Raw genomic sequence first — 21430 nt, forward strand, 5'->3', positions numbered from 1 at the left:
GCGGGCGCGGCGAGAGGACGGGCGCGGCATGGACGACGAGACGACGACCTACGACTACGTGATCATCGGCGGCGGCACGGCCGGCTCCGTGCTCGCGGCCCGGCTCAGCGAGGACCCCGCCTGCCGGGTGTGCGTGGTGGAGGGCGGCCCCAGCGACGTCGGCGACGACCGCATCCTGAAGCTCCGCAACTGGATCAACCTGCTCGGCTCCGAGTTCGACTACGGCTACACCACCGAGGAGCAGCCGCGGGGCAACTCCCACATCCTGCACTCGCGGGCCCGGGTGCTCGGCGGCTGTTCCTCGCACAACACGCTGATCAGCTTCCTGCCGTTCCCGCAGGACCTCGACGAGTGGGTGGCGAGCGGCTGCGAGGGCTGGGGGCCCGAGACGATCCTGCCGTACCGCTCCCGGCTGCGGAACACGATCGTGCCCGTCGGCGCCGCCGACCGGAACGCCATCGCCAAGGACTTCGTCACCGCCGCGGCCGACCGGCTCGGGGTCCCGGTCGTCGAGGACTTCAACGCCCGTCCTTTCACCGACGGCACCGGCTTCTTCTCCCTCGCCTACGACCCCGGGACGAACAAGCGCTCCTCCGCCTCGGTCGCGTATCTGCATCCCGTACTGGACCGGCCGAATCTGACGCTGCGTCTGGAGACGTGGGCGTACCGGCTGCTGCCGGACAGCGAGGGCCGGTTCACCCGCGTCCAGGTCCGCGACGCGCACGGTCTGGTGTCGACGCTGGAGGCCGACGCCGAGGTGCTGCTGTGCGCGGGCGCGATCGACACCCCGCGGCTGCTCATGCTCTCCGGCATCGGCCCCGCCGACCGGCTCCGTGAGCTGGGCATCGAGGTCCGAGCGGACCTGCCGGGGGTCGGCGAGAACCTGCTCGACCATCCGGAGTCGGTCATGGTGTGGGAGACCCGTGGCCCGCTGCCGCCCAACTCGGCGATGGACTCCGACGCGGGGCTCTTCCTGCGCCGCGACGCCGCGGGCGGCCCGCGCCCTGACCTGATGTTCCACTTCTACCAGGTGCCGTTCACCGTCAACACGGAACGGCTCGGCTATCCCGTACCCGAGCACGGTGTCTGCATGACGCCGAACGTGCCGCGTGCCCGTTCCGTCGGGCGCATGTGGCTGCGCAGCGCCGACCCGACGGTCAAACCGGCCCTGGACTTCCGCTACTTCACCGACCCGGAGGGGCACGACGAGCGCACGATCGTCGACGGTCTGCGCATCGCCCGCGAGGTGGCCGCAACGGCACCGCTCAGCGAGTGGCTGCTGCGGGAGGTGGCTCCGGGTCCGCAGGTGACGTCCGACGCGGACCTGTCCGAGTACGGACGCCGCGCCGCCCACACGGTCTACCATCCGGCCGGGACCTGCAAGATGGGCGCCGAGGACGACCCGATGGCGGTGGTCGATCCACAGCTGCGGCTGCGCGGACACGACGGTCTGCGGGTGGTGGACGCGTCCATCTTCCCCACCATGCCGAGCATCAACCCCATGGTCACCGTGCTGCTCGCCGCCGAGCGCGCGGCGGACCTCATCAGCGCCCGGCCAGGACCCGCGTCCTCCGGCGCCGAGGGGGGAGACCGGTGACCACCGCTCCCGGCACACCGGACGGCACCGCGGACGCCGCCCCGGGGGAGGAGAAGTCGGAGTTCCGCAAGGAGATGGGCCCCTGGGCCAACTTCGCCCTGGGCTTCACGTACCTCTCCCCCGTCGTGAGCACGTACACCCTCTTCGGCACCGCCCTCGCCGACGGCGGCCCCCCGATGATCTGGGCGTTCGTCATGGCGGGCTGCGGACAGTTCCTCGTCGCCCTGGTCTTCGGCGAGATCGTCGCGCAGTACCCGGTCGCGGGCGGCGTCTACCCGTGGGCGCGGCGCCTGTGGGGCAAGCGCTGGGCGTGGATGACCGGGTGGGTCTACATGTGGGCGCTGCTCGTGACGATCACCAGCGTCGCGTACGGCGCCGGGCCCTACATCGCGATCCTGCTCGGCTTCCGCCCCACCGTGCACACCACCGTGCTGTGCACGATCGCGCTGATCGTCATCTCCGTGCTCATCAACTACGCGGGGACCAAGGTCCTCTCGTGGGCGGCGCTGATCGGCTTCGGCGCGGAGCTGCTCGGGGCACTCGCCGTCGGCATCATTCTGCTGACGACGCACCGCTTCCACGGCCTCGGTGTGCTCTTCGACGACTTCGGCGCGTCCGGTGACGGCTCCTACCTGCCGGTCTTCCTCGGCGCGGCCATCATCGGCTTCTACCAGTACTACGGTTTCGAGGCCTGCGGAGACGTCGCCGAGGAGGTCAAGCACCCCGGCGAGGTGATCCCCAAGGCGATGCGCCGCACCATCTACGTCGGCGGGGCGGCGGCGACGTTCACCTGTCTGACGCTGCTCCTCGCCGTCGTCGACTACCGGGCGGTGATCTCCGGGGAGGACACCGACCCGGTGGTCAGGGTCCTCTTCGACGCCCTCGGTGAGGCGGGCGCGCGGACCGTGATGGCCGTCGTCCTCATCTCCTTCCTGTCCTGCACGGTCAGCCTTCAGGCCGCCGCCGGACGGCTGATCTACTCCTACGCCCGCGACGAGATGATCATCGGTCACCGGCTCCTGCGGAAGTTCTCGGAGGCGCGCGCGGTCCCCCCGTACGCGCTGCTGATCGCCGCGGTGCTGCCCGCCCTGATCGCCGTCGGTTCGCTGATCTCGACGGACGCCCTGACGTCGATCGTGTCCTTCGCGATCCTCGGCATCTACGGCGCCTTCCAGATGGTCGTCCTCGCCGCGCTGCGGGCCCGCCTCAAGGGCTGGCAGCCGAGCGGCGCGTACCGCCTCGGCCGCTGGGGCCTCGCGGTCAACATCGGGGCACTGGCCTACGGGATCTTCGCCATCGTCAACATCGCCTGGCCCCGCACGCCGGAGGCCGCCTGGTACGACAACTGGATCGTGCTGTTCAGCGGCGGCATCGTGGTGGCCGCGGGGCTCGTGTACATGTTCACCACGCACCACTACGGGCGCAGCGACGCCCCGGCGGACAACGCGGTGCCGGATTAGACCAGTACCGAGACGTCCGGCTCGGACCGGGTGCCGAAGCCGCCGACCACGGCCAGGCGGTCGAGGTCGACGACGGCGATCCGGTCGGCGTCGAGCAGGGATACGTAGGCCAGCGCCTTGCCGGGGTGGAGGGACACGGCGGCCGGGATGCCGTCGAGCCGCAGGGTGCGCAGGGGCCGCAGGTCGGCGGTGCCACACACCGTGAGCGTGTTCTCGACGATGTCGGTCACCAGCAGCCGCTCGTCGTCGAGGGTGTAGACCCGCAGCGGGTCACCGCCCACCTTCCGGCTCCGCCGCACCTTCATGGTGCGGGCGTCGACGGCGACCAGGGCGGAGCTCTTGCGGGCGCCGACGAACAGCGTCTTCTCGTCCACGCTCAGGCAACTGCTCTCCGGCAGCTGTCCCGGGGTCACCAGGAGCGGGGGCGCGGAGGCGTCGTGCGGCCGGACCAGGCTCACCGTGTGCGACAACAGGCCGGTGACATAGGCCCGTTCACCGTCGCGGCTGAGCGTGAAGAGGTGGGTCTTCACCCCGTGCGTCGGCACCGCCCTGGTCGGTGCCGAGTCGGTGGCCGGGTCGTCGAAGCCGAGCAGCACCGCCTTCTCCTCGCTCAGCGCGTAGAGCCGGTCCTGGTCGTCGATGCCCATGCCGTGGACGCGGTTGAACGGGCGGGTGTCGATGGTCCGGGACAGGGTCCGCCGGGCGAGGTCGATGACGAAGACGGCCGCGCCGCCCGTGCCTGCGGTGGAGGCCATGCGCACGCCGTAGTGCCCGACGTAGGCGAAGCGCCGCCGCGAGTCGACGACCATCTCGTGCGGGTGGTCGGGGAGTCGTACCGTCTCCAGGCGGCGCCCCGACGCGGCGTCGTAGAAGCTGACCGAGTGGCTGCTCTTCTCCACCACCAGCAGCACGTCGCTCTTGGCCGCGGCCCGGGACGCCCCCGCGGCCGACATGGTCAGCCCGCCCGCTACTGTCCCGCCGCCCGCCGCCTTGATCACCGTACGCCGCGTCACCACAGCCCCACCTCGATCCCTCGATCCCTCGGTCTCTCCACGATGGCTTCGTGCCTCAGGCACCGGTCGTGGGGAGAGTGTACGAACGTACGCTCCCCGTCCGCTCAGGGTCGCCGCGGCCACGGCTGGTGGCCCGAGCCGGTCGGATGCAAGCCCGTGACGCCCATGACCGCCGAGTACAGGCTGGTCCGGGCGGTGATGAAGAGGCGGTTGCGCTTGGCGCCGCCCCAGGCGATGTTGGCCACCGTCTCAGGAACGTTCAGCCGCCCGATCAGCGTGCCGTCGGGGTCGTAGCAGTGCACGCCGTCGTTCATCGCGGCGACCCAGAGCCGGCCGCCGTCGTCGAAGCGGAGGTTGTCGAAACGGGCACCCTTCCGCTTGTCCGCCTCGGCGAAGATCCCGCCCTCCGACAGTGTCCCGTCCTCGCGCACGTCGAATACGCGGATGACGCCGGCCCGAGTGTCGGAGACGTACAACTGCCGCTCGTCGCCGGAGAAGACGAGACCGTTCGGCGCGCCGAAGCAGTCGGCGACGAGCCGCACGGCGCCGCTCTGCGGGTCGACGCGGTAGACGTTGTTGGAGCCGATCTCGCTCTCCGCGCGGTAGCCCTCGTAGTCACTGGTGATGCCGAAGTCCGGGTCGGAGAACCAGACCGAACCGTCGGACTTCACGGCCGCGTCGTTCGGGCTGTTCAGACGCTTGCCGTTCCAGCGGTCGGCCAGCACGGTCAGCGTGCCGTCGTGTTCGGTCCGGGTCACCCGGCGGTTGCCCTGCTCACAGGTGATCAGGCGGCCCTGCCGGTCGAGGGTGTTGCCGTTGGTGTGCCCGGCCGAGCGGCGGAAGACGGCGACCGCGCCGGTCTCCTCGTCCCAGCGCAGCATCCGGTCGTTGGGGATGTCGCTCCACACCACGTGGCGCCAGGCGGGTACGTAGACCGGCCCCTCGGCCCAGCGACAGCCGGTGTACAGCACCTCCAGAGTGTCGTCGCCGTTCATGCACCGCCCGGTGCGGAACCGGTCGTCGAGCATCTCGTACAGCCCAAGGTCTTCGCCGGTCATGGGTTCTCCCCTTCGGAGCAAGCGTTGGAGCCAGTATCCAGCAGGACGCCACCCCAGTCCTACGCCGCGCTCGGCAAGGCAGCCGGCCTCTCCGCAGGCGCCGCCCATGAACGCGTACGCAAACTCCGGGAGCGCGGCGTCATCCGGCGCACCACCGTCGAGGTGGACCCCGCCGCGGTGGGCGGCGGCGTCCTGGATGGGTGACTCGGCGCGGGACTTCGCCGCGCTGCCCGAGATCGTGGAGGCACACGTCATCGCCGGCAGCGCCTCGGTGCTCGTCAAGGTCAGGACCGCGTCCACCGAGCAACTTCAGGACGTGCTGCGCCGCCTGTACGGCATCGAAGGAGTCAGCGGCACGCAGGCCACGGTGGTCCTGGAGACCTTCTTCGAACGCCCGCCGTCCCCCGGCGCGACCGAGCAGGGGTGAGCCGGCGGGAGCGCGGCAGGTGAGCGCGGGGCGTGCGAACCCGCCTGTGGTGAACGGGAATCCCGGTGGCCCACCGCCGCGTTCAGTCACTGGCGGCAGCCACCCGCACACCCACCCCGGCTTCGTTCAGGAGATCCCCCATGGCAGAGCCAGTCATCGACGCCCTCGTGTTCGACGTGCTGGGCACGCTCGTCGACGAACCCTCCGGCATCCGCGCCGGCATCCGCGTCCTGGATCCGGCACTGGACGACTCCGGCGTCGAGCGGCTCCTGTCGCTCCGGGAGAACCACATCGAAGGCGAGCAGCGCCGCATGCTGGACGGCACCCGGCAGTACGCCCCCAGTGACGTCCTGGACGAGGAGGCCGCCCGGCTCGTCGCCGACGCCGCCGGTGTTGACGACCCGGCCGCGCTCGCGGCGCTGCACCGCTCGGGCCGTCGGCTGCCGCCGTGGCCCGACAGCGTGACCGGGCTCGCCCGACTCGCCGAACGGCTCCCGCTGATCGGCCTCTCCAACGCGAGCAGGACGGCGCTCCTCGGCATCAACGCCCACGCCGGACTCCGCTGGCACCAGGCCCTTTCCGCCGAGGACGTCCGGGCCTACAAGCCGGACCCGGCGGTGTACCGGCTGGCCGTCACGGTCACGGCACGCCCGCCGGAGCGACTGCTGATGGTCGCCACCCACGCCTGGGACCTGCGCGCGGCGCAGAAGGCCGGACTGCGCACCGCCTACGTCAAGCGCCCGGTCGGCGACCCGCCCACCCCGTCGGACCGCTTCGACCTGTACGCCGACGACCTGGCCGACCTGGCCGCACAACTCGACGCGTGGCAGGACCGGCCCCACTGAGCCACCTCAGCACCCTCCGGAACCTCTGAGACCTCCGGAACCTCTGAGACCTCTGGAACCCAGGAGGCAGAGGCCGCGTCCATCGAAGGGCAAGATCATTCTCCGACGGTGGACCTCAAGGAGCCAGCATGACGGGCACAGCCACCCGCTATCTCTACCTCGTACGGCACGGCGAGGCAGCCGCGGACGAGAGTGAGCTGACGGAGGCCGGGCGCCGGCAGGCCATGCTGCTCGGCCGACGTCTGCGGGACGTCCCTCTGGCGGCCGTCCACCATGGCCCGCTGCCCCGGGCGCGGCAGACCGCACGCCTGATCGGCGACCAGCTCGACGGCGTCCCCCTGCGCCTGTCCGAAGCCGCGGGCGACTTCGTTCCCCACGTACCCGAGAGAGAGGAACTCCCGCCGGACGCGGCGGATTTGTTCCTCCGCTTCCTCGAAGGCGCCCCCGCCGAGGAGCGGGAGCGCGGCCCCGTGCTGGCCCGGCAGGCGATGGCGGAGTTCACCGGCCCGGCGGCAGGCGGCGAGGACCGGCACGAACTGGTCGTCACGCACAACTTCCTGGTCGCCTGGCTCGTACGGGACGCCATGCACGCGCCCAAGTGGCGGTGGCTCGGGCTCAACCACGCCAACGCGGCCCTGACCGTCATCCGCTACCCACCCGACCGGCCCGCCACCGTCCTCGTCTCCAACGACATGCGCCATCTGCCCGCCGAACTGCGCTGGACCGGTTTCCCGCCCGAGGTGCGTGTCTGAGTCCGACCATGTCGCGCGGTCGGCGTCCACATTGACAGGGATCTGTCGACATGTTGCTATAAGGCGCCACTCGGCCGGGTCCGTGCCACGCACACGTCGCACGGGCACCGGGACGACCGTCACTCGACCGCGGGTGGCACCCCGAAACAGAGCGAGGATCCATGTCGCAGCGCGCCGCGACCATCGTCGGCGGCGGGATCGGCGGCCTCGCGGCCGCCGTTGCCCTGCACCGCAGAGGCTGGCGCGTCGAAGTGCTCGAACGCGCCCCGGAGTTCACCGAAGTCGGCGCCGGCATCTCGCTGTGGCCGAACGCGCTGCGCGCGCTGGAGGAGCTCGGACTGGCCGGGACCGTCCTGTCCCTCGGAGCCGTCGAGACCGGGGGCGGCGTACGCGACCGCAGGGGCCGCTGGCTCTCCCGTACGGACAACGTGGAGCTCGAACGGCGCTTCGGCCATCCGCTGACGGTTCTGCACCGCTCGGACCTGCTGCGGGCGCTTGCCGACGCGCTGCCCGCCGACAGTCTGCGGCCCGGCAGCGAGGTCACCTCGGTCCGCGAGGAAGAGGACCGTTCGTCCGGGGACGACGGCCGCCTCGCGGTCGGGCACCGGCGTCGTCCCGTCGTCGAGCACCGGAACGGCGAGTCCCTGCCCGACCTCGTGGTCGGCGCCGACGGGCTGCGCAGCGTCGTCCGGCGAGCTCTGTGGCCCGACGCGCCGGAACCCCGGTACGCCGGCTACACCGCCTGGCGCATGGTCACCGAACCCCTGGCCGAGCCGCCCGCCGAGGGCGCGGCGACCTGGGGACGCGGCGAGAGGTTCGGCTTCACGGCGCTGCCCGGCGGGCGGATGTACTGCTTCGCGACCGCGACACTCCCGGCAGGGACCGCCTCCGGCTCCTGCGAACACGCCGAACTGCTGCGCCGCTTCGGCTCCTGGCCCGCGCCCATCCCCGCGCTGCTGGCCGCCGTCCCCGAGGCCGCGGTGCTGCGGCACGACCTGTACGAGTTGCCCCCGCTGCGCCGCTTCGCACGCGGCCGGACCGCGCTGCTGGGCGACGCCGCCCACGCCATGACCCCGAACCTCGGCCAGGGCGCGTGCCAGGCGCTGGAGGACGCGGTCACGCTGGCCCGCTGCCTCGACGGCACCTCCGACGTCGCGGCCGCGCTCCGCTCGTACGACCTGCTGCGCCGCCCGCGCACCCGGATGATCACCCGTCGCTCGGCCCGCCTCGGCACGATCGGCCAGTTGGCGTGGCCGCCCGCGGTGTTCGCGCGCGACTTGGCCGCACGGCTGATGCCTGCCCGGGTGACGGTGCGTTCCATGGCCCCGGTGCTCGGCTGGGCCCCGGCCGGCGAACGGGTCACCTCCGCGGAGAGCGGGGGCCACTGATGCCGGACTGGACGTACCATCCGCTGCGGAACGCGGCCGCCGCCGTCCTGGGACGGCGCCGCTCGCAGCTGGCGGCGCTGCGGATCCTTGCCTCGGTCGGCGCCCGTCCTGCGGGGGCGCGGCTGATCGCCCGCGGGTTCGGCCACCGGCATCCGCCGCGGCGCCTCGCGGGTGAACTGGCCGGTGTGCCCGTGACCGTACGCCTCGGCATATCCGTGCCGCCCTCGCTCGCCCACGAGACGGTGCGCGCCATGCCGCCGCTGGGTGCCGGTGTCGTCGAGGTGGGCCCGGTCGCGGCGGCGGACGTGGAGACCGTGCGCGAGGCGGCCGCGGGCCGCTCGATACCGGTCGTGGTCCGCGACTGCGACCCGTCGCTGGAGGCGGACCTCGCCCCGCACGTCGACGGCTTCACGCGTGGCGACGATCCGCACGTGGTCCGGGTGTCCGACGCTTCGGTCACCGCCGCCGCTGCGACGCTCGACGACCCGGGTGCCGTCGTGCTGGCCCGCCCCGATGTGCTCGTGGCGGCCGGGCCGGGCTGGTTCGCCAGGGTCAGCGAGGCGGCCACGCCCACCGCACCCGCGCCGGTCCTGCGGGACATCGGCCGTTCGCCCCGCCGCTGGCCCGCCTGGTGGTGGGCGCTGCTCGTCGGGCTCGGGATGACGGGTGCCGGGCTCGGCGCCGCGGCGATCACGCTCGGTCCCGTACTGCTCTGGTACGACCGCGACTACCTGGGCATGTCGCTGCACGAACTGCACGGCGTCAACCACCATCTGGTGCACTTCCTCCAGCACGACCGGATCACCATGGCCGGCACGATGGTGTCGATCGGCGCCCTCTACACGGGCCTCGCGGTGGGTGGCATCAGACGTGGCTGGCCCTGGGCCCGCGAGGTGTACCTGATGTCCGGGGCGATCGGCTTCCCGACCCTCTTCTACTTCCTGTCCACCGGCTTCGTGGAACCCCTCCACACGGCCACCGCCGTCGTGCTCTTCCCGATGTTCCTGGCAGCGGTCCGCCGTCGCCCGCACGCCGTGCCGCGCTGGCGACTGGCCCCCGAGGGGCCGGAGCCGGAGCGCCGACGGGCCCTGGTCGGCCAGTTGTTGCTGATCGTCACGGGAGTGGGCCTGTTCGTGGGCGGGGCGGTGATCTCGGTGGTCGGCCTCACGACTGTCTTCGTACCGACGGACCTGACGTTCCTCGGCACGGACGCGCACACCCTGGACGCGGTGAACCCCCGGCTCGTCCCGTTCCTCGCGCACGACCGCGCGGGGTTCGGCGGCGCCCTGATGTCCGCCGCGGTGGCCATCGTCCTGGTCAGCGCGTGGGGTTGGCGGCGCGGCGAGGCATGGGTCTTCTGGAGTCTGTGCGCGGCAGCGGCCGCGGGCTTCCTGCCTGCCGTGGCGGTACACGGCACGATCCACTACACCGACTTCATCCACCTGGCCCCGGTCTACGCCGGCATCGCCCTGACCGGCACGGGACTCCTGCTGGCGCGGCCCTACTTGTGCGCGAAGGTGCCGGCGGGGTCCTGACCGGGGTGGCTGATCGGGTGGCTGATCGGCTGCCGGCCGCGCCGGGACCGCCTGTCCTGGCGCCCCGGCCTGCCGCTCCGGCCGGTCGCCCCGGCCGGGTGCCCAACGCGGAAGCCCCGCCCCGCGGTTGCGGGACGGGGCTTCGTTCTGAGCGCCGGGCAGGCCTTGCACCTGCATTTCCCCGCAGGAAGCGGGGCGTCTTTCCTTGGACCACCGACGCGCGGTCGGCCACCGGGTTTCCGGCGACCAGCTCATGATCCACTATAGCGCACCGCGCGGCCGCGCCGAACCATTGAGCCCTGCTAGGACCGGCGTTCGCCGAGCACGCAGAATACGTTGCCCTCCGGGTCGGCGAGGACGACCCAGGGTTCGTCCCCGCTCTGTCCGATGTCGGCGTGCCGCGCTCCGAGGGCGAGGAGGCGGGCGACTTCGGCGTCACGGTCGTCCGGGCGGAAGTCGAGGTGCAGCGGGCTCTTCGCCGTCCTGCGGTCGTCTGTCTGGTTGAAGAGCAGCCCAGGAAGGCGGTCCGGCGCCGGCCTGATCTCGAACTCCTCGACGGAGTCGTCGACCACCACCCAGCCGAGCGCTTCGGCCCACCACCGCCCGAGCTTCACGGAGTCGGCCGCGTCGATGATGACGTCTTCCCATTCCAAGGCCATGGCGACAGCGTAGGCGCCGACCCGTGTCATGGGTGTCGGATTTTTTCGGCGATGTACCTTCGCATCCGCTGACGGTCCTCGGAGAACCACCCCTCCCACGGTTCGTCGAGCCGCAGCCACGCGGCGGGCTGTCCCTCCTCGGGGGTCGGCTCCGTACGCCGGCCGACGACCGCCGCGAAGGCGACGCCCAGCGTGGCCGACCAGCCGTGGCGGTAGGAGCGCACCGTGACGGCAGCCGGCTGGCCGAGGAGCTCCGCCTCGACCCCGGCCTCCTCCAGCAACTCCCGCCGCGCCGCCTCCCGCGGCGTCTCCCCCGCGTCCACCTTGCCGCCCGGCGGCACCCAGCCGCGCCATGGGTGTTTCACCAGCAACACGTGTGTCAACGTGTCGTCGAAGACCCAGGCTTCCGCCGCCAGCGGGCCCGCGAGCATCACCTGGGCGGACAGCCACCCCAGGGCGTCGTCGTACGAGGCGTGGGCCGTACGTACGTCATGCATCGCGGCGTCGATGGTGCGCCGACCTATCGTTGTGTGAGTCACCCGCCGGAGACTACGGCGGGCCACTGACAACGCGGGTTCCCGGTGACGCGCCCCGGATGCGAACCCCGCCGCGCGCTGCGAGCCTGGATGCGGGGGCGAACACAGAGAGGCGGTTGGCCCATGTCAGTCATGGACAAGCTCAAGCAGATGCTCAAGGGCCACGAGGACAAGGCCGGGCAAGGAGTCGACAAGGCGGGTGATTACGTCGACGGGCGGACCCAGGGCAAGTACTCCGGTCAGGTCGACACCGCCCAGGACAAGCTCAAGGACCAGTTCGGACGGGACCGGAACCAGCCTCCGCAGGCCTGAGCCACGGCATCACCGGGTCCCACAGCCCTGCCCCCGGCCGTCCGGGGGCAGGGCATCGGCGCGCCTCGGGGCGCGCGGGGCTGTCGTCGCTACGGCACCGCGGTGTAGATGACCGGGGTCGCCTTGCACTCGCCGGTGGCGAACACCGCGATGGCGTCGAGCTCGGCCGGGTCGGAGGCCAGGTCCCAGCGCAGCTTGGTGGAGACCCAGTCGGAGAGGTAGCGGCAGTGCGCGGCGGCCAGCGGCGGCATCCACTGGCCCGGGTCCTGGGCGCCCCTGGCGCGGGCGACGCGTGAGGTGACGACCGTGAGGCTGGCGGGTGCGCCCTGGTCGTTGGCGTAGGCCTCGCGGCGCTCCGCGGGCCAGGCGGAGGCGCCGGAGTTCCAGGCCTCCGCGAGCGGCACCGCGTGGGTGACGTCGAGTTTGCGCTGGTCGGAGACCTCCTGGCCGTCGTAGGAGGAGAGCCACTCGCCGTCCGAGAGCTTGCACTTCTTGCGGACTTCCGGAGCCTCCTCCGCCTCGGCGATCAGGACCTCGGCCCTGGTGTTACAGCCGTCGCGCTTGTCGAGGCCCGCGTTCCAGTGCGCGAAGCTGCTGCGGGTGTAGCCCTCCAGCTCCTCGTCGGCGACGGGCAGGCGGTGCAGGGCGTCGGCCAGTGTGGTGACCTCGGCGGCCTGCGCGGGTGCGGGGGCGAGGAGCGGGGCGAGCGACAGGCAGAGAGCGGCCATGCCGCGGGACGCGTTTTTGATCATGCGTGCAGATTCCACGGTCATCGCACCGGTTCCGCTGATCCGCGCCAGCTCACTCAGCCGGGTGGGCCAACGATTTCACCGCAGGAGCGCATTCCAGTCCCGTGCGGCCGCCCATTGGGTGAAGCCGTGCCAGCCGACCTCCGGGTACGCGCGGCGCAGTCCGGCGACATCCACGTCGAGGCCGTACGCGGTGAAGTACTCGAACATGGCCGCAAGGTCGGTGGACCTGGTGCGGACGACGTCCACCGGAACGTGCTGGTGAGCCACGGGCCGGCCGATGGCCGCCGAGAGGATCTCCGCGATCCGGCCGGGCGTGAGCTCGTCGGAAGCGATGTCTACGCGCCGCCCGGCGAACTCGTCGCGACGTCCGAGGACCAGCGCCGCGAACGCGCCGATGTCGGCGGCGGAGATGAGCGTGAGTGGCCGGTCGACGGGCATGGGCCAGGCGAACCTGCCCTCGCGCAGGCCCTCCAGGGTCCAGCCCTCGGCGTAGTTCTCCATGAACGCGGCCGGGGCGATGACCGTCCAGGGCACGTCCGCCGCTTCCAGGTGCCGCTCGATCCGGCGCTTGCTCTCGTAGTGCGGGATGCCGGTCCCGCGGTCGGCGTGGGCGGCGGAGGTGAACACGATGTGCCCGAGCCGTGCCTTCGCCGCGGCGTCGACGAGGGCGACGCCCTGACGGGTCTCCGTGTCGACGGAGCTGCCGAACGGGGTGGTCACCGCGAACAGCGAGTCGGTGCCTGCGAGGGCGGTCTCCAGGGATGCCGGGTCGTCGAAGTCGGCGCGGCGCACATCGGCACCGAGGCGGCACAGGGCGTCGGCGGCGGGCGCCGCGGGATCACGGGTGAGGGCGCGCACCAGGTGGCCGGAGGCGAGCAGTGAGCGCGCGGTGGCTCCACCTTGGGCACCGGTGGCTCCGGCGACAGCGACGGTCAGCATGGTTCTCCACGTGGGTCGATCGTCGTACGGGGACGCTTCCCCAAGTGGATAGATCACCGAGTGGATGAATCACCGAGTGGATGAATCCGCCGCACAACTTACCTGCGTGACGCAGTTAACGCGCCACGCAGGTAAGGGTAGGGCATGTGGACGTATATTGCTGCGTCGCGCAGGTTTTTTGGGCGGTCAGCGGCACCGGGCGACCGCGTGCTGCGCGCTCCCCGACATCGAGCGGACCGAGTCGACCGCGCCGCTCAGCGCCCCCACGGCGTCGTGTCCGGCGTGCCGGGCGGCCTTGCTCCCGGCCACGGCCGCGCCACGGGCCCGGTAGGCGACCGACGGCTTGCCGTGCGTGTCGGCCGCGGCGATCAGGAGGCCGCCGAACAGCGAGAGGTTCTTGGTGAACTGCGTGCGCTGGGCGGCCCGCTTCTCGGGGTCCTCCTCCTTCCACCAGGCGTGTCCGGCCAGGGTCGTCGGCACGAGGGAGGCGGCGAGGGCCAGAGCGGCGACGCGCGGGACCCGCCCCGTCGCCAGCATCAGGCCGGCCCCCAGCTGCACTCCGGCGTTGATGCGGACCAGGCGTTCGGCGTCCTCGGGGAGCCACGGGATGCGGGAGGCCACGGGGAGCGCCACGGGCTCGGCGACGGGTGCCGCGCCCTTGGCGTCCCTGAGGGTGTTCACGCCTCCGGCGACGAAGGCGGACGCGAGCAACGGGCGTGCGAGTTTCCTGAGAAGAGCCATGCTTGTCGGCTTCCCGCGCCGACCGTCCTCAGACGCGTACTCGGGCGGCCTTTCCCACTTTCGCGCGAGCGCCGAGTGGTCCTGTCACCACGCACCGCGCCGGCCGCCGTCACGGATGCTGGCCCGTCCCCTGGTCCCCCGGGGCGATCCTGCTCGGTGACAGGTCCGTGGGGTCCTCCCCCGCCTCCAGGAGCGTGTCGGCCGCTCCGATGATGAGGCGGTCCGCCTCGCCGACCGCGTCCTTGTCCTTGGCCTCGTAGTCCATGAGCAGCAACAGGTGCCGGATCGCCTCCAGGCGTCCCCGGCGCTTGTCGTTGAACTTGACCACCGTCCAGGGCGCGTGCGGGGTGTCGGTGGCCCGGAACATCTCCACCTTGGCCTTGGTGTAGGCGTCCCACAGATCCAGCGAGGCGAGGTCCGTGGGCGAGAGCTTCCACTGGCGCACCGGGTCCACCTGGCGGATCGCGAAGCGCGTGCGCTGCTCCGCCTGCGAGACGGAGAGCCAGAACTTGATCAGCACGATGCCGTCGTCGGTGAGCATCTTCTCGAACCGCGGAGCCTGCTCCAGGAACTGCTGGTGCTCCTCGGGAGTACAGAAGCCCATCACGGGCTCGACGCCGGCGCGGTTGTACCAGGAGCGGTCGAAGAAGACGATCTCGCCCGCCGACGGGAGCTGCGCCACGTAACGCTGGAAGTACCATTGGCCCGCTTCGCGCTCCGTGGGCTTGTCGAGGGCCACGGTGCGCGCGCCACGCGGGTTGAGGCGTTCGGTGAAGCGCTTGATGGTGCCGCCCTTGCCCGCGGCGTCCCGGCCCTCGCACACGACCACGATGCGTCGCCCCTGCTCACGGACGGTCTTCTGAAGCTTGAGCAGCTCGATCTGCAGGAACCGCTTCCGGCGTTCGTAGGCCCCGCGCCGCAGCCTCTCCCGGTAGGGGTAGTTCTCCTGCCACGTCCGCAGGGCGTCGCCCTGCTCGTCGAGCAGCACGGGCCGCTCGGGCCGGGCCTCGTCCACCTGCAGCCCGTCCAGCAGACGCTCCCCCTCCGCGTCGTCCGACGCCACGTCGTCTCCTCTCGCCACTGTCGCCGCGCCAAGTCGCGGGACCACTGTCTACCCTCATATCAAGCAGCAACTCAGCCGATACCGCCACAGCCGGGATGCCGGAGCCCGTACGGAGACTTCGAGGAGGCCGGGCGCTTCAGGTGCCCGGCACGGGGTAGTCGCAGGGCAGACATACGAAACCGTCCCGCCGCCACGGCGGTCACAGCCCGGGAGGAAACCATGGCCGGACTGCTCGCGCGCCTCAAGGCGTACAGCCGCACACCGCAGGGCCGACGGAACATCGCCACCGCACGCAGGGCCGCTTCCGACCCGCGCAACCGCGCCAAGGCCCGCTCGCTGTTCGGCCGGCTGCGCGGCGGCCGCCGCTGAGCGGAGCACACGAAGACGGAGGCGGCAACGGTCCGGGCCGCCGTCGCGTACGTACGCGACGGCGGCCCGGACCGTGTGTGTGCGGGCCCGACTGAACCAACCTGATCAGACGAGGTCGAATCAGACGAGGTCGAACCGGTCCAGGTTCATGACCTTGTCCCAGGCCGCGACGAAGTCGCGCACGAACTTCTCCTTCGCGTCGTCGCTCGCGTAGACCTCCGCGACCGCGCGCAGTTCGGAGTTGGACCCGAAGACCAGGTCCGCGCGCGTGCCGGTCCACTTCGTCTCGCCCGTGGCGGCGTCCGTGCCCTCGAACGTGGTCTCGTCCTCGGACGTCGACCTCCACGTCGTGCCCAGGTCGAGCAGGTTGACGAAGAAGTCGTTGGTCAGCGTGCCGGGGGCCGTGGTGAAGACACCGAGCGACGACTGCTGGTGGTTGGCGCCGAGGACACGCAGGCCGCCGACCAGGACCGTCATCTCGGGGGCGCTCAGGGTCAGCAGGTTCGCCTTGTCGAGCAGCAGGTACTCGGCGGGCAGCCGGTTGGCCTTACCGAGGTAGTTGCGGAACCCGTCGGCGACCGGCTCCAGCTCGGCGAAGGACTCCACGTCCGTCTGCTCCTGCGTGGCGTCCGTACGGCCGGGCGTGAACGGCACCGTGATGTCGAAGCCGGCGTCCTTGGCGGCCCGCTCCACGCCCGCGGCTCCGGCGAGGACGATCAGGTCGGCGAGCGAGATCCGCTTGCCGCCGCTCTGCGCACCCTCGAAGGCGTCCTTGATGCCTTCGAGGGTGCGCAGGACGATCGCGAGCTGGTCGGGCTGGTTGACCTCCCAGCTGCTCTGCGGGTGCAGGCGGATGCGCGCGCCGTTGGCGCCGCCGCGCTTGTCGCTGCCGCGGAAGGACGAGGCGGACGCCCACGCGGTCGATACGAGCTGGGAGACCGTGAGGTCCGAGGCGAGGACGCGCTCCTTGAGGGCGGCGACGTCCTGCTCGTCGACGAGCTCGTGCGTGACCTCGGGCAGCGGGTCCTGCCACACCAGGGTCTCGGCGGGGACCTCCGGGCCGAGGTAGCGCACGACGGGGCCCATGTCGCGGTGGGTCAGCTTGAACCAGGCGCGCGCGAAGGCGTCGGCGAACTCGTCGGGGTTCTCCAGGAAGCGCCGCGAGATCTGCTCGTACGCCGGGTCGAAGCGGAGCGAGAGGTCGGTCGTCAGCATCGTGGGGGCGTGGGTCTTCGCGGCGTCGTGGGCGTCGGGGACGGTGCCCGCGCCGGCGCCGTCCTTGGGGCGCCACTGGTGCGCGCCCGCGGGGCTCTTGAACAGCTCCCACTCGTAGCCGAAGAGGATCTCGAAGAAGCTGTTGTCCCACGTGGTCGGGGTGTTCGTCCAGATGCCCTCAAGGCCGCTCGTGATGGCGTCGGCGCCCACTCCGGTGCCATGCGTGCTCTTCCAGCCGAGCCCCTGCTGCTCCATGGGGGCGGCCTCGGGGTCGGCGCCGACGTTGTCGGCCGGTCCCGCGCCGTGGGTCTTGCCGAAGGTGTGACCGCCCGCGATCAGGGCGACCGTCTCCTCGTCGTTCATCGCCATGCGGCGGAACGTCTCACGGATGTCGCGGGCCGCGGCGATCGGGTCCGGGTTGCCGTTGGGGCCCTCGGGGTTGACGTAGATCAGGCCCATCTGGACCGCGCCGAGCGGGTTCTCCAGCTCGCGGTCACCGGTGTAGCGCTTGTCGTCGAGCCAGTTGGTCTCCGGGCCCCAGTACACGTCCTCGTCCGGCTCCCAGACGTCGGCGCGGCCGCCGCCGAAGCCGAAGGTCTCGAAGCCCATCGACTCAAGGGCCACGTTGCCGGTGAGGACGAGCAGGTCGGCCCAGGACAGGCTCTGGCCGTACTTCTTCTTGACCGGCCACAGCAGGCGGCGGGCCTTGTCGAGGCTCGCGTTGTCCGGCCAGCTGTTGAGGGGCGCGAACCGCTGCTGTCCCGCGCCCGCGCCGCCGCGGCCGTCGCTGATGCGGTAGGTGCCCGCGCTGTGCCAGGCCATGCGGATCATGAAGGGGCCGTAGTGGCCGAAGTCGGCGGGCCACCAGTCCTGCGAGGTCGTGAGCACCTCCGCGATGTCCCGTTTCACGGCGGGGAGGTCGAGGGTCCTGAACGCCGCGGCGTAGTCGAAGTCCTCACCGAGGGGGTTGGTCACGGCCGGGTTCTTGGCGAGGATCTTGAGGTTCAGCCGCTCCGGCCACCACTGGCGGTTTCCGCCGCCCTGTGTCGGGTGCGGGGCGCGCGTGTGAGCGACCGGGCAGCCACTCGTCTCCTCCGGCTTCGGGTCGGTGACGATCGCGTCGTGGTTCTCGGTCATGAGGATCCTTCCGGACGGGGCAGATCGCGTGCTGGGAGAACAGGGGCGGTCGAGGTGGCCCAGGCGCTGCCTGAAGTCACGCGTTGTCCCTGCTGTTGTCCCGCCCCTTGGCTACTGACCGGAACCGATCCTACGATGGACCCGATCCAAGTCAATACAGCTGACAGAACCGTACGAACTCATCGACGGACGACGCTATTTGGGCTGGTGGGCATGAGTGACCTGCTGGGACGGCTCCGCTCACGCGGCTGGCGCATGACCGCTCAGCGACGGGTCGTCGCCGAGGTGCTCGACGGGGAGCACGTCCACCTCACCGCGGACGAGGTCCTCGCGCGGGCAGCCGTCCGCCTCCCGGAGATCTCCCGCGCCACCGTCTACAACACCCTCGGCGAACTGGTCAGCCTCGGTGAGGTGAACGAAGTGACCACCACCGGCCGCGCCATGCGCTACGACCCCAACGCCCGGCATCCGCACCAGCATCTGGCGTGCACGCGCTGCGGCGCCATCCGGGACGTCCACCCCACCGGCGACCCCCTGGCCGTCCTGCCGGACACCGAGCGCTTCGGCTACAACGTCTCCGGGGCGGAGATCACGTACTGGGGCGTCTGCCCCGACTGCGCCCGCGCCTGAGGACGCGGGCCGACGCACCCTCCTCCATCACGTCCCGGCCGGCGGCTCAGTGGCCCGAGCGGCTGTAGTAGCCGCCGAGCTGGTCGCGGTAGGCGGGGTCGCCCAGGTGCTTTTCCTTGTCGAACTCGGGAGCGTCCTTGATCTGCTCTTTGGTGCACGACACCAGAATGCGCCGCTCCTCGTTGTCGATGGCGGTGACCTTGCTGGCCGGCAGCATCACCTGCTTGCCGAAGATCCACACGCCGGTGTCGACGACGATGTACTGATTGGCCACTTCGTTGGAGTGCTTGTCGACCTTTCCGATGGCGCCGTCCTGGGCCTCGACCTTGTAGCCCGTGAGATCGTCGTCCGGGCCGTGCCCGACGGTCGGCACGTAATTCCACATGTCATTGCTCATCAAAAACTCCTCGATTGCTTTCTTCCGGGCTCAACAGGTGCCCTGGCGGGTGGACGACAAACAGCAGGAGATCTCGATCGGCCGCACGTAGCATCGGCGGCGATGACGACGACGACAACAGACGACAGCATCAGCCCCTTCCGCATCGACGTCCCGCAGAGCGACCTGGACGACCTGCACACGCGCCTCGACCTGACCCGCTGGCCGGACGAACTGCCGGGCGTGGGCTGGGCCTACGGCGTCCCGCTCGGGTACCTGAAGGAGCTGGCCGGCCACTGGCGGCACACGTACGACTGGCGGGCCGCCGAAGCGAGGCTCAACGAGTGGCCGCAGTACACGACGACCATCGACGGGGCGAACGTCCACTTCGCCCACATACGCTCGCCCGAACCCGACGCCACTCCCCTGCTCATGACGCACGGCTGGCCGGGCTCGTTCGTGGAGTTCAGCAAGGTCGCGGGCCCCCTCACCGACCCCCGCGCCCACGGCGGCGACCCCGCCGACGCCTTCCACCTGGTGCTCCCGAGCATCCCCGGATTCGGCTTCTCCGGGCCGACCGAGGACACGGGCTGGGAGTTCGGGCGGGTGGCGCGCGCCTTCGCCGTACTGATGGAACGCCTGGGGTACGAGCGGTACGGGGTGCAGGGCGGCGACTGGGGCGCGGCGGTCTCGCGGGAACTCGGCAGGATCCGCTCCGGTCAGGTCGTCGGCGTACACCTGAACCTGATACCCGCAGCGGGCGCGTCGCGGGAGCCGTCCGCGGCGGAGCTGGAGCAGTTGAGCCCCGCCGCGCGTGCGCGGACGCTGGCCTCGTGGGAGCGCATGCGCGAGTGGACCCGCGAGCGCCAGGGCTACGCCGACATCCAGTCCACCCGGCCGCAGACCCTCGCCTACGCCCTGACCGATTCGCCGGTGGGTCAACTCGCCTGGATCAGCGAGAAGTTCGTGGAGTGGACCGACTCGGGGAACCGTCCCGGAGAGGGCGTCGACCGCGACGACATGCTGACCAACGTGATGCTGTACTGGCTGACGGGCACGGCCGGGTCCTCCGCCCGCATCTACTACGAGCGTTCCCACGCCGAGTACCCGGGCGGTCCTTCGGACATCTGCACCGTGCCGACCGCGCTGGCCGACTTCCCGCGGGACAACTTCATTCCGCTGCGGCACATCGCCGAGCGTACGAACAACATCGTGCGGTGGACGTCGTACGACCGCGGCGGCCACTTCCCCGCCATGGAGGTGCCGGACCTGCTGACCGGCGACATCAGGGCGTTCTTCCGGTCACTGCGCTGAACGGCGGCGGCGGTTCGTCATCATCCGGTACGGCGGTGAGGGGGCGGGGCATGCCGCGTACGGTGTGGCTGTTGGTGGTGGCGCGGGCGGTCAATCGGCTCGGCGCGTTCTCTCTGGCGTTCCTCACGGTTTTCATCAGTACGCGCTTCGGCGCGAGCGCCACGACCGCCGGGCTGCTCTCGGCCGCCTTCGGCGTCGCCACCATCCCGTCCCGTCTCGCCGGTGCCCGCCTGGCCGGCCGCATCGGGCGCCGCAACACCATCGTCCTCGGCCTGTTCTGCTGCGCGCTTGCCCAGGTGGGCATCGCCACGGCCGGCTCCCTGGCCACGGTGGCGGTCTTCGCGGTCCTGCTCGGCCTGGTCTTCGAGCTGTACGAACCGGCGAGCCAGGCACTGATCGCCGACGCCGTCGGCCCGGCCGAGCGCGTGCGCGCCTACAGCCTGCTCAATGCCGCGCTCGCCGTCGGCGGCACGGGGGCAGGCCTGCTCGCGGCGGGCGTGGGGCGGTGGGATCTGCGGTGGCTGTTCGTCGTCGACGCGCTGACCTGCCTGCTCTGCGCGCTGGTCATGCGTTGGGCGTTGCCCGCCGACCGCCCCTCACCACGCGCCGGACGCTCCACCGCGCCGAAGTCCGTCGCCGCGCCCTGGAGAGATCGCGCGCTGTGGGCCATGCTCGGCTCCGGCACGGTCTTCGCGCTCGTCTACATGCAGATCATGATGGCGTTGCCGCTGACCCTCGCCGACCGGGGACTGCGGGTCGCCGACGCCGGGCTGCTGTTCACCGTCTCCGCCGCCACCGTCGTGGCGGCCCAGCCGGCCCTGCGTCTACGCCGTATCGCCGCGCTCGGCGCACCCGGGGCACTCGCCCTCGGCTACACACTGCTGGCCGTCGGCGTGGCGGGCTACACGTTCGCGCACACACTGCCCGCCTTCGCCGCGGCCACGGCCGTGTGGAGCCTCGGTGACGTGCTCATCCTCGGCCGCGCCACCAGCGTCGTGGCCGACCTCGCGCCGGCCGGGGGCGCCGACCGCTACCTGGCCGTGTTCGGGATCAGCTGGGGCGTCGCCACGGTGGTGGCGCCGGTCAGCGCCACGCAGCTCCTCGAACACGCGGGCGCCACGGCGCTGTGGGCCGCCACGGCGCTCCTGTGCCTCGCCCTCGCGGCGGCCCAGCCTTTCGTGGTCACGGCTCATCGGTGTGGGGGCCCCCCTAAAGGGGGGGCCCCCACCAAGGGGGGAAGGGAAGAACCAAAGGGCCCGGGAAAAACCCCCCTCCACAGCCCTCCCCCGCAAAAGAGCCCCCGTGGGGAGAG

General features: G+C 71.5%; 21 protein-coding genes and 1 pseudogene. 12 read left to right on the forward strand and 10 right to left on the reverse strand.

The genetic code is table 11. From position 1 onward, the window contains the following. The first annotated feature begins 28 nt into the window (after positions 1 to 28). Both ACZ6JY_RS38965 and ACZ6JY_RS38970 read left to right on the forward strand, forming a co-directional pair. Positions 29 to 1597, forward strand: coding sequence for a GMC family oxidoreductase (locus ACZ6JY_RS38965; protein ID WP_469204064.1), 1569 nt, complete (start codon positions 29 to 31; stop codon positions 1595 to 1597). Next, positions 1594 to 3057 (forward strand): APC family permease, encoded by a 1464-nt coding sequence (locus ACZ6JY_RS38970; RefSeq protein ID WP_469204065.1) that lies wholly within the window; start codon positions 1594 to 1596, stop codon positions 3055 to 3057. The genes ACZ6JY_RS38965 and ACZ6JY_RS38970 overlap by 4 nt, the downstream gene beginning before the upstream one ends. Here the strand turns inward: ACZ6JY_RS38970 and ACZ6JY_RS38975 are convergent. Continuing rightward, positions 3054 to 4070 (reverse strand): YncE family protein, encoded by a 1017-nt coding sequence (locus tag ACZ6JY_RS38975; protein ID WP_469204066.1) that lies wholly within the window; start codon positions 4068 to 4070, stop codon positions 3054 to 3056. The two genes, ACZ6JY_RS38970 and ACZ6JY_RS38975, sit on opposite strands and share 4 nt — an antisense overlap. A gap of 104 nt (positions 4071 to 4174) precedes the next feature. Then, positions 4175 to 5128, reverse strand: coding sequence for an SMP-30/gluconolactonase/LRE family protein (locus tag ACZ6JY_RS38980; RefSeq protein ID WP_469204067.1), 954 nt, complete (start codon positions 5126 to 5128; stop codon positions 4175 to 4177). Between the two features lie 35 nt (positions 5129 to 5163). Here ACZ6JY_RS38980 and ACZ6JY_RS38985 point away from each other — a divergent pair. The 5 genes and pseudogenes from ACZ6JY_RS38985 (at position 5164) to ACZ6JY_RS39005 (ending at position 10075) form a co-directional block, all read left to right on the forward strand. Next, positions 5164 to 5555, forward strand: a pseudogene (locus tag ACZ6JY_RS38985) (Lrp/AsnC family transcriptional regulator). A 140-nt stretch (positions 5556 to 5695) separates the two neighbouring features. Then, entirely contained in the window at positions 5696 to 6400 is a 705-nt protein-coding gene (locus tag ACZ6JY_RS38990; protein WP_469204068.1) for a haloacid dehalogenase type II, read from the forward strand. A 128-nt stretch (positions 6401 to 6528) separates the two neighbouring features. Continuing rightward, entirely contained in the window at positions 6529 to 7152 is a 624-nt protein-coding gene (locus ACZ6JY_RS38995) for a histidine phosphatase family protein (protein ID WP_469204069.1), read from the forward strand. Between the two features lie 161 nt (positions 7153 to 7313). Further along, positions 7314 to 8540 carry an FAD-dependent monooxygenase gene (locus tag ACZ6JY_RS39000; RefSeq protein WP_469204070.1) on the forward strand — a complete coding sequence of 409 codons (1227 nt, stop codon included), beginning with the start codon at positions 7314 to 7316 and terminating at the stop codon, positions 8538 to 8540. Beyond that, positions 8540 to 10075 carry a hypothetical protein gene (locus ACZ6JY_RS39005; RefSeq protein WP_469204071.1) on the forward strand — a complete coding sequence of 512 codons (1536 nt, stop codon included), beginning with the start codon at positions 8540 to 8542 and terminating at the stop codon, positions 10073 to 10075. The genes ACZ6JY_RS39000 and ACZ6JY_RS39005 overlap by 1 nt, the downstream gene beginning before the upstream one ends. A 302-nt stretch (positions 10076 to 10377) precedes the next feature. On the opposite strand, the gene ACZ6JY_RS39010 is transcribed toward ACZ6JY_RS39005, so the two are convergent. Beyond that, a complete protein-coding gene (locus tag ACZ6JY_RS39010; protein WP_469204072.1) occupies positions 10378 to 10734 on the reverse strand; it encodes a VOC family protein in 357 nt (118 codons plus the stop codon). A gap of 26 nt (positions 10735 to 10760) precedes the next feature. After that, the gene (locus ACZ6JY_RS39015; protein ID WP_469204074.1) at positions 10761 to 11273 is read right to left on the reverse strand and encodes an NUDIX domain-containing protein; all 513 of its coding nucleotides are present in this window, start codon (positions 11271 to 11273) and stop codon (positions 10761 to 10763) included. 120 nt (positions 11274 to 11393) lie between these two features. Here ACZ6JY_RS39015 and ACZ6JY_RS39020 point away from each other — a divergent pair, with 120 nt between their 5' ends. Then, positions 11394 to 11582, forward strand: a complete 189-nt coding sequence (locus ACZ6JY_RS39020; protein WP_469204076.1) for an antitoxin — start codon at positions 11394 to 11396, stop codon at positions 11580 to 11582. A gap of 89 nt (positions 11583 to 11671) precedes the next feature. On the opposite strand, the gene ACZ6JY_RS39025 is transcribed toward ACZ6JY_RS39020, so the two are convergent. From ACZ6JY_RS39025 to ppk2, 4 genes are all read right to left on the reverse strand, one after another. After that, positions 11672 to 12334, reverse strand: coding sequence for an HNH endonuclease (locus ACZ6JY_RS39025; protein WP_469204078.1), 663 nt, complete (start codon positions 12332 to 12334; stop codon positions 11672 to 11674). Between the two features lie 75 nt (positions 12335 to 12409). Next, positions 12410 to 13273: an NmrA/HSCARG family protein gene (locus ACZ6JY_RS39030; protein ID WP_469204080.1), complete on the reverse strand. Its 864-nt coding sequence runs from the start codon at positions 13271 to 13273 to the stop codon at positions 12410 to 12412. A gap of 186 nt (positions 13274 to 13459) precedes the next feature. Further along, entirely contained in the window at positions 13460 to 14014 is a 555-nt protein-coding gene (locus ACZ6JY_RS39035; protein WP_469204082.1) for a DoxX family protein, read from the reverse strand. Positions 14015 to 14123: 109 nt separating this feature from the next. After that, positions 14124 to 15095, reverse strand: a complete 972-nt coding sequence (gene ppk2 / locus ACZ6JY_RS39040; RefSeq protein ID WP_469204084.1) for a polyphosphate kinase 2 — start codon at positions 15093 to 15095, stop codon at positions 14124 to 14126. 201 nt (positions 15096 to 15296) lie between these two features. Between ppk2 and ACZ6JY_RS39045 the strand changes: the two genes are divergently transcribed. After that, positions 15297 to 15446: a hypothetical protein gene (locus ACZ6JY_RS39045; RefSeq protein ID WP_469204086.1), complete on the forward strand. Its 150-nt coding sequence runs from the start codon at positions 15297 to 15299 to the stop codon at positions 15444 to 15446. A gap of 120 nt (positions 15447 to 15566) precedes the next feature. Here ACZ6JY_RS39045 and katG read toward each other — a convergent pair whose 3' ends face one another. Beyond that, a complete protein-coding gene (katG, locus tag ACZ6JY_RS39050; RefSeq protein ID WP_469204088.1) occupies positions 15567 to 17798 on the reverse strand; it encodes a catalase/peroxidase HPI in 2232 nt (743 codons plus the stop codon). Positions 17799 to 18011: 213 nt separating this feature from the next. On the opposite strand from katG, the gene ACZ6JY_RS39055 reads away from it, so the two are divergent. Then, positions 18012 to 18428, forward strand: coding sequence for a Fur family transcriptional regulator (locus ACZ6JY_RS39055; protein ID WP_469204090.1), 417 nt, complete (start codon positions 18012 to 18014; stop codon positions 18426 to 18428). Positions 18429 to 18474: 46 nt separating this feature from the next. Here ACZ6JY_RS39055 and ACZ6JY_RS39060 read toward each other — a convergent pair whose 3' ends face one another. Next, positions 18475 to 18825, reverse strand: a complete 351-nt coding sequence (locus ACZ6JY_RS39060; protein WP_469204092.1) for a PRC-barrel domain containing protein — start codon at positions 18823 to 18825, stop codon at positions 18475 to 18477. A 102-nt stretch (positions 18826 to 18927) separates the two neighbouring features. Between ACZ6JY_RS39060 and ACZ6JY_RS39065 the strand changes: the two genes are divergently transcribed. Next, positions 18928 to 20118: an epoxide hydrolase family protein gene (locus ACZ6JY_RS39065; RefSeq protein ID WP_469204094.1), complete on the forward strand. Its 1191-nt coding sequence runs from the start codon at positions 18928 to 18930 to the stop codon at positions 20116 to 20118. Between the two features lie 50 nt (positions 20119 to 20168). After that, positions 20169 to 21430: MFS transporter (locus ACZ6JY_RS39070; protein ID WP_469204096.1), on the forward strand; the 1262-nt coding region annotated here is incomplete at its 3' end.

It is taken from the genome of Streptomyces sp. NPDC046335, assembly GCF_055587985.1.

Coding starts and splice junctions, on each gene's coding strand:
- ACZ6JY_RS38965 (WP_469204064.1), top strand. CDS start 29: ATGGACGACGAGACGACGACCTACGACTACGTGATCATCGGCGGCGGC.
- ACZ6JY_RS38980 (WP_469204067.1), bottom strand. CDS start 5,128: ATGACCGGCGAAGACCTTGGGCTGTACGAGATGCTCGACGACCGGTTC.
- ACZ6JY_RS38990 (WP_469204068.1), top strand. CDS start 5,696: ATGGCAGAGCCAGTCATCGACGCCCTCGTGTTCGACGTGCTGGGCACG.
- ACZ6JY_RS38995 (WP_469204069.1), top strand. CDS start 6,529: ATGACGGGCACAGCCACCCGCTATCTCTACCTCGTACGGCACGGCGAG.
- ACZ6JY_RS39000 (WP_469204070.1), top strand. CDS start 7,314: ATGTCGCAGCGCGCCGCGACCATCGTCGGCGGCGGGATCGGCGGCCTC.
- ACZ6JY_RS39005 (WP_469204071.1), top strand. CDS start 8,540: ATGCCGGACTGGACGTACCATCCGCTGCGGAACGCGGCCGCCGCCGTC.
- ACZ6JY_RS39010 (WP_469204072.1), bottom strand. CDS start 10,734: ATGGCCTTGGAATGGGAAGACGTCATCATCGACGCGGCCGACTCCGTG.
- ACZ6JY_RS39020 (WP_469204076.1), top strand. CDS start 11,394: ATGTCAGTCATGGACAAGCTCAAGCAGATGCTCAAGGGCCACGAGGAC.
- ACZ6JY_RS39025 (WP_469204078.1), bottom strand. CDS start 12,334: ATGATCAAAAACGCGTCCCGCGGCATGGCCGCTCTCTGCCTGTCGCTC.
- ACZ6JY_RS39030 (WP_469204080.1), bottom strand. CDS start 13,273: ATGCTGACCGTCGCTGTCGCCGGAGCCACCGGTGCCCAAGGTGGAGCC.
- ACZ6JY_RS39035 (WP_469204082.1), bottom strand. CDS start 14,014: ATGGCTCTTCTCAGGAAACTCGCACGCCCGTTGCTCGCGTCCGCCTTC.
- ACZ6JY_RS39045 (WP_469204086.1), top strand. CDS start 15,297: ATGGCCGGACTGCTCGCGCGCCTCAAGGCGTACAGCCGCACACCGCAG.
- katG (WP_469204088.1), bottom strand. CDS start 17,798: ATGACCGAGAACCACGACGCGATCGTCACCGACCCGAAGCCGGAGGAG.
- ACZ6JY_RS39055 (WP_469204090.1), top strand. CDS start 18,012: ATGAGTGACCTGCTGGGACGGCTCCGCTCACGCGGCTGGCGCATGACC.
- ACZ6JY_RS39060 (WP_469204092.1), bottom strand. CDS start 18,825: ATGAGCAATGACATGTGGAATTACGTGCCGACCGTCGGGCACGGCCCG.
- ACZ6JY_RS39065 (WP_469204094.1), top strand. CDS start 18,928: ATGACGACGACGACAACAGACGACAGCATCAGCCCCTTCCGCATCGAC.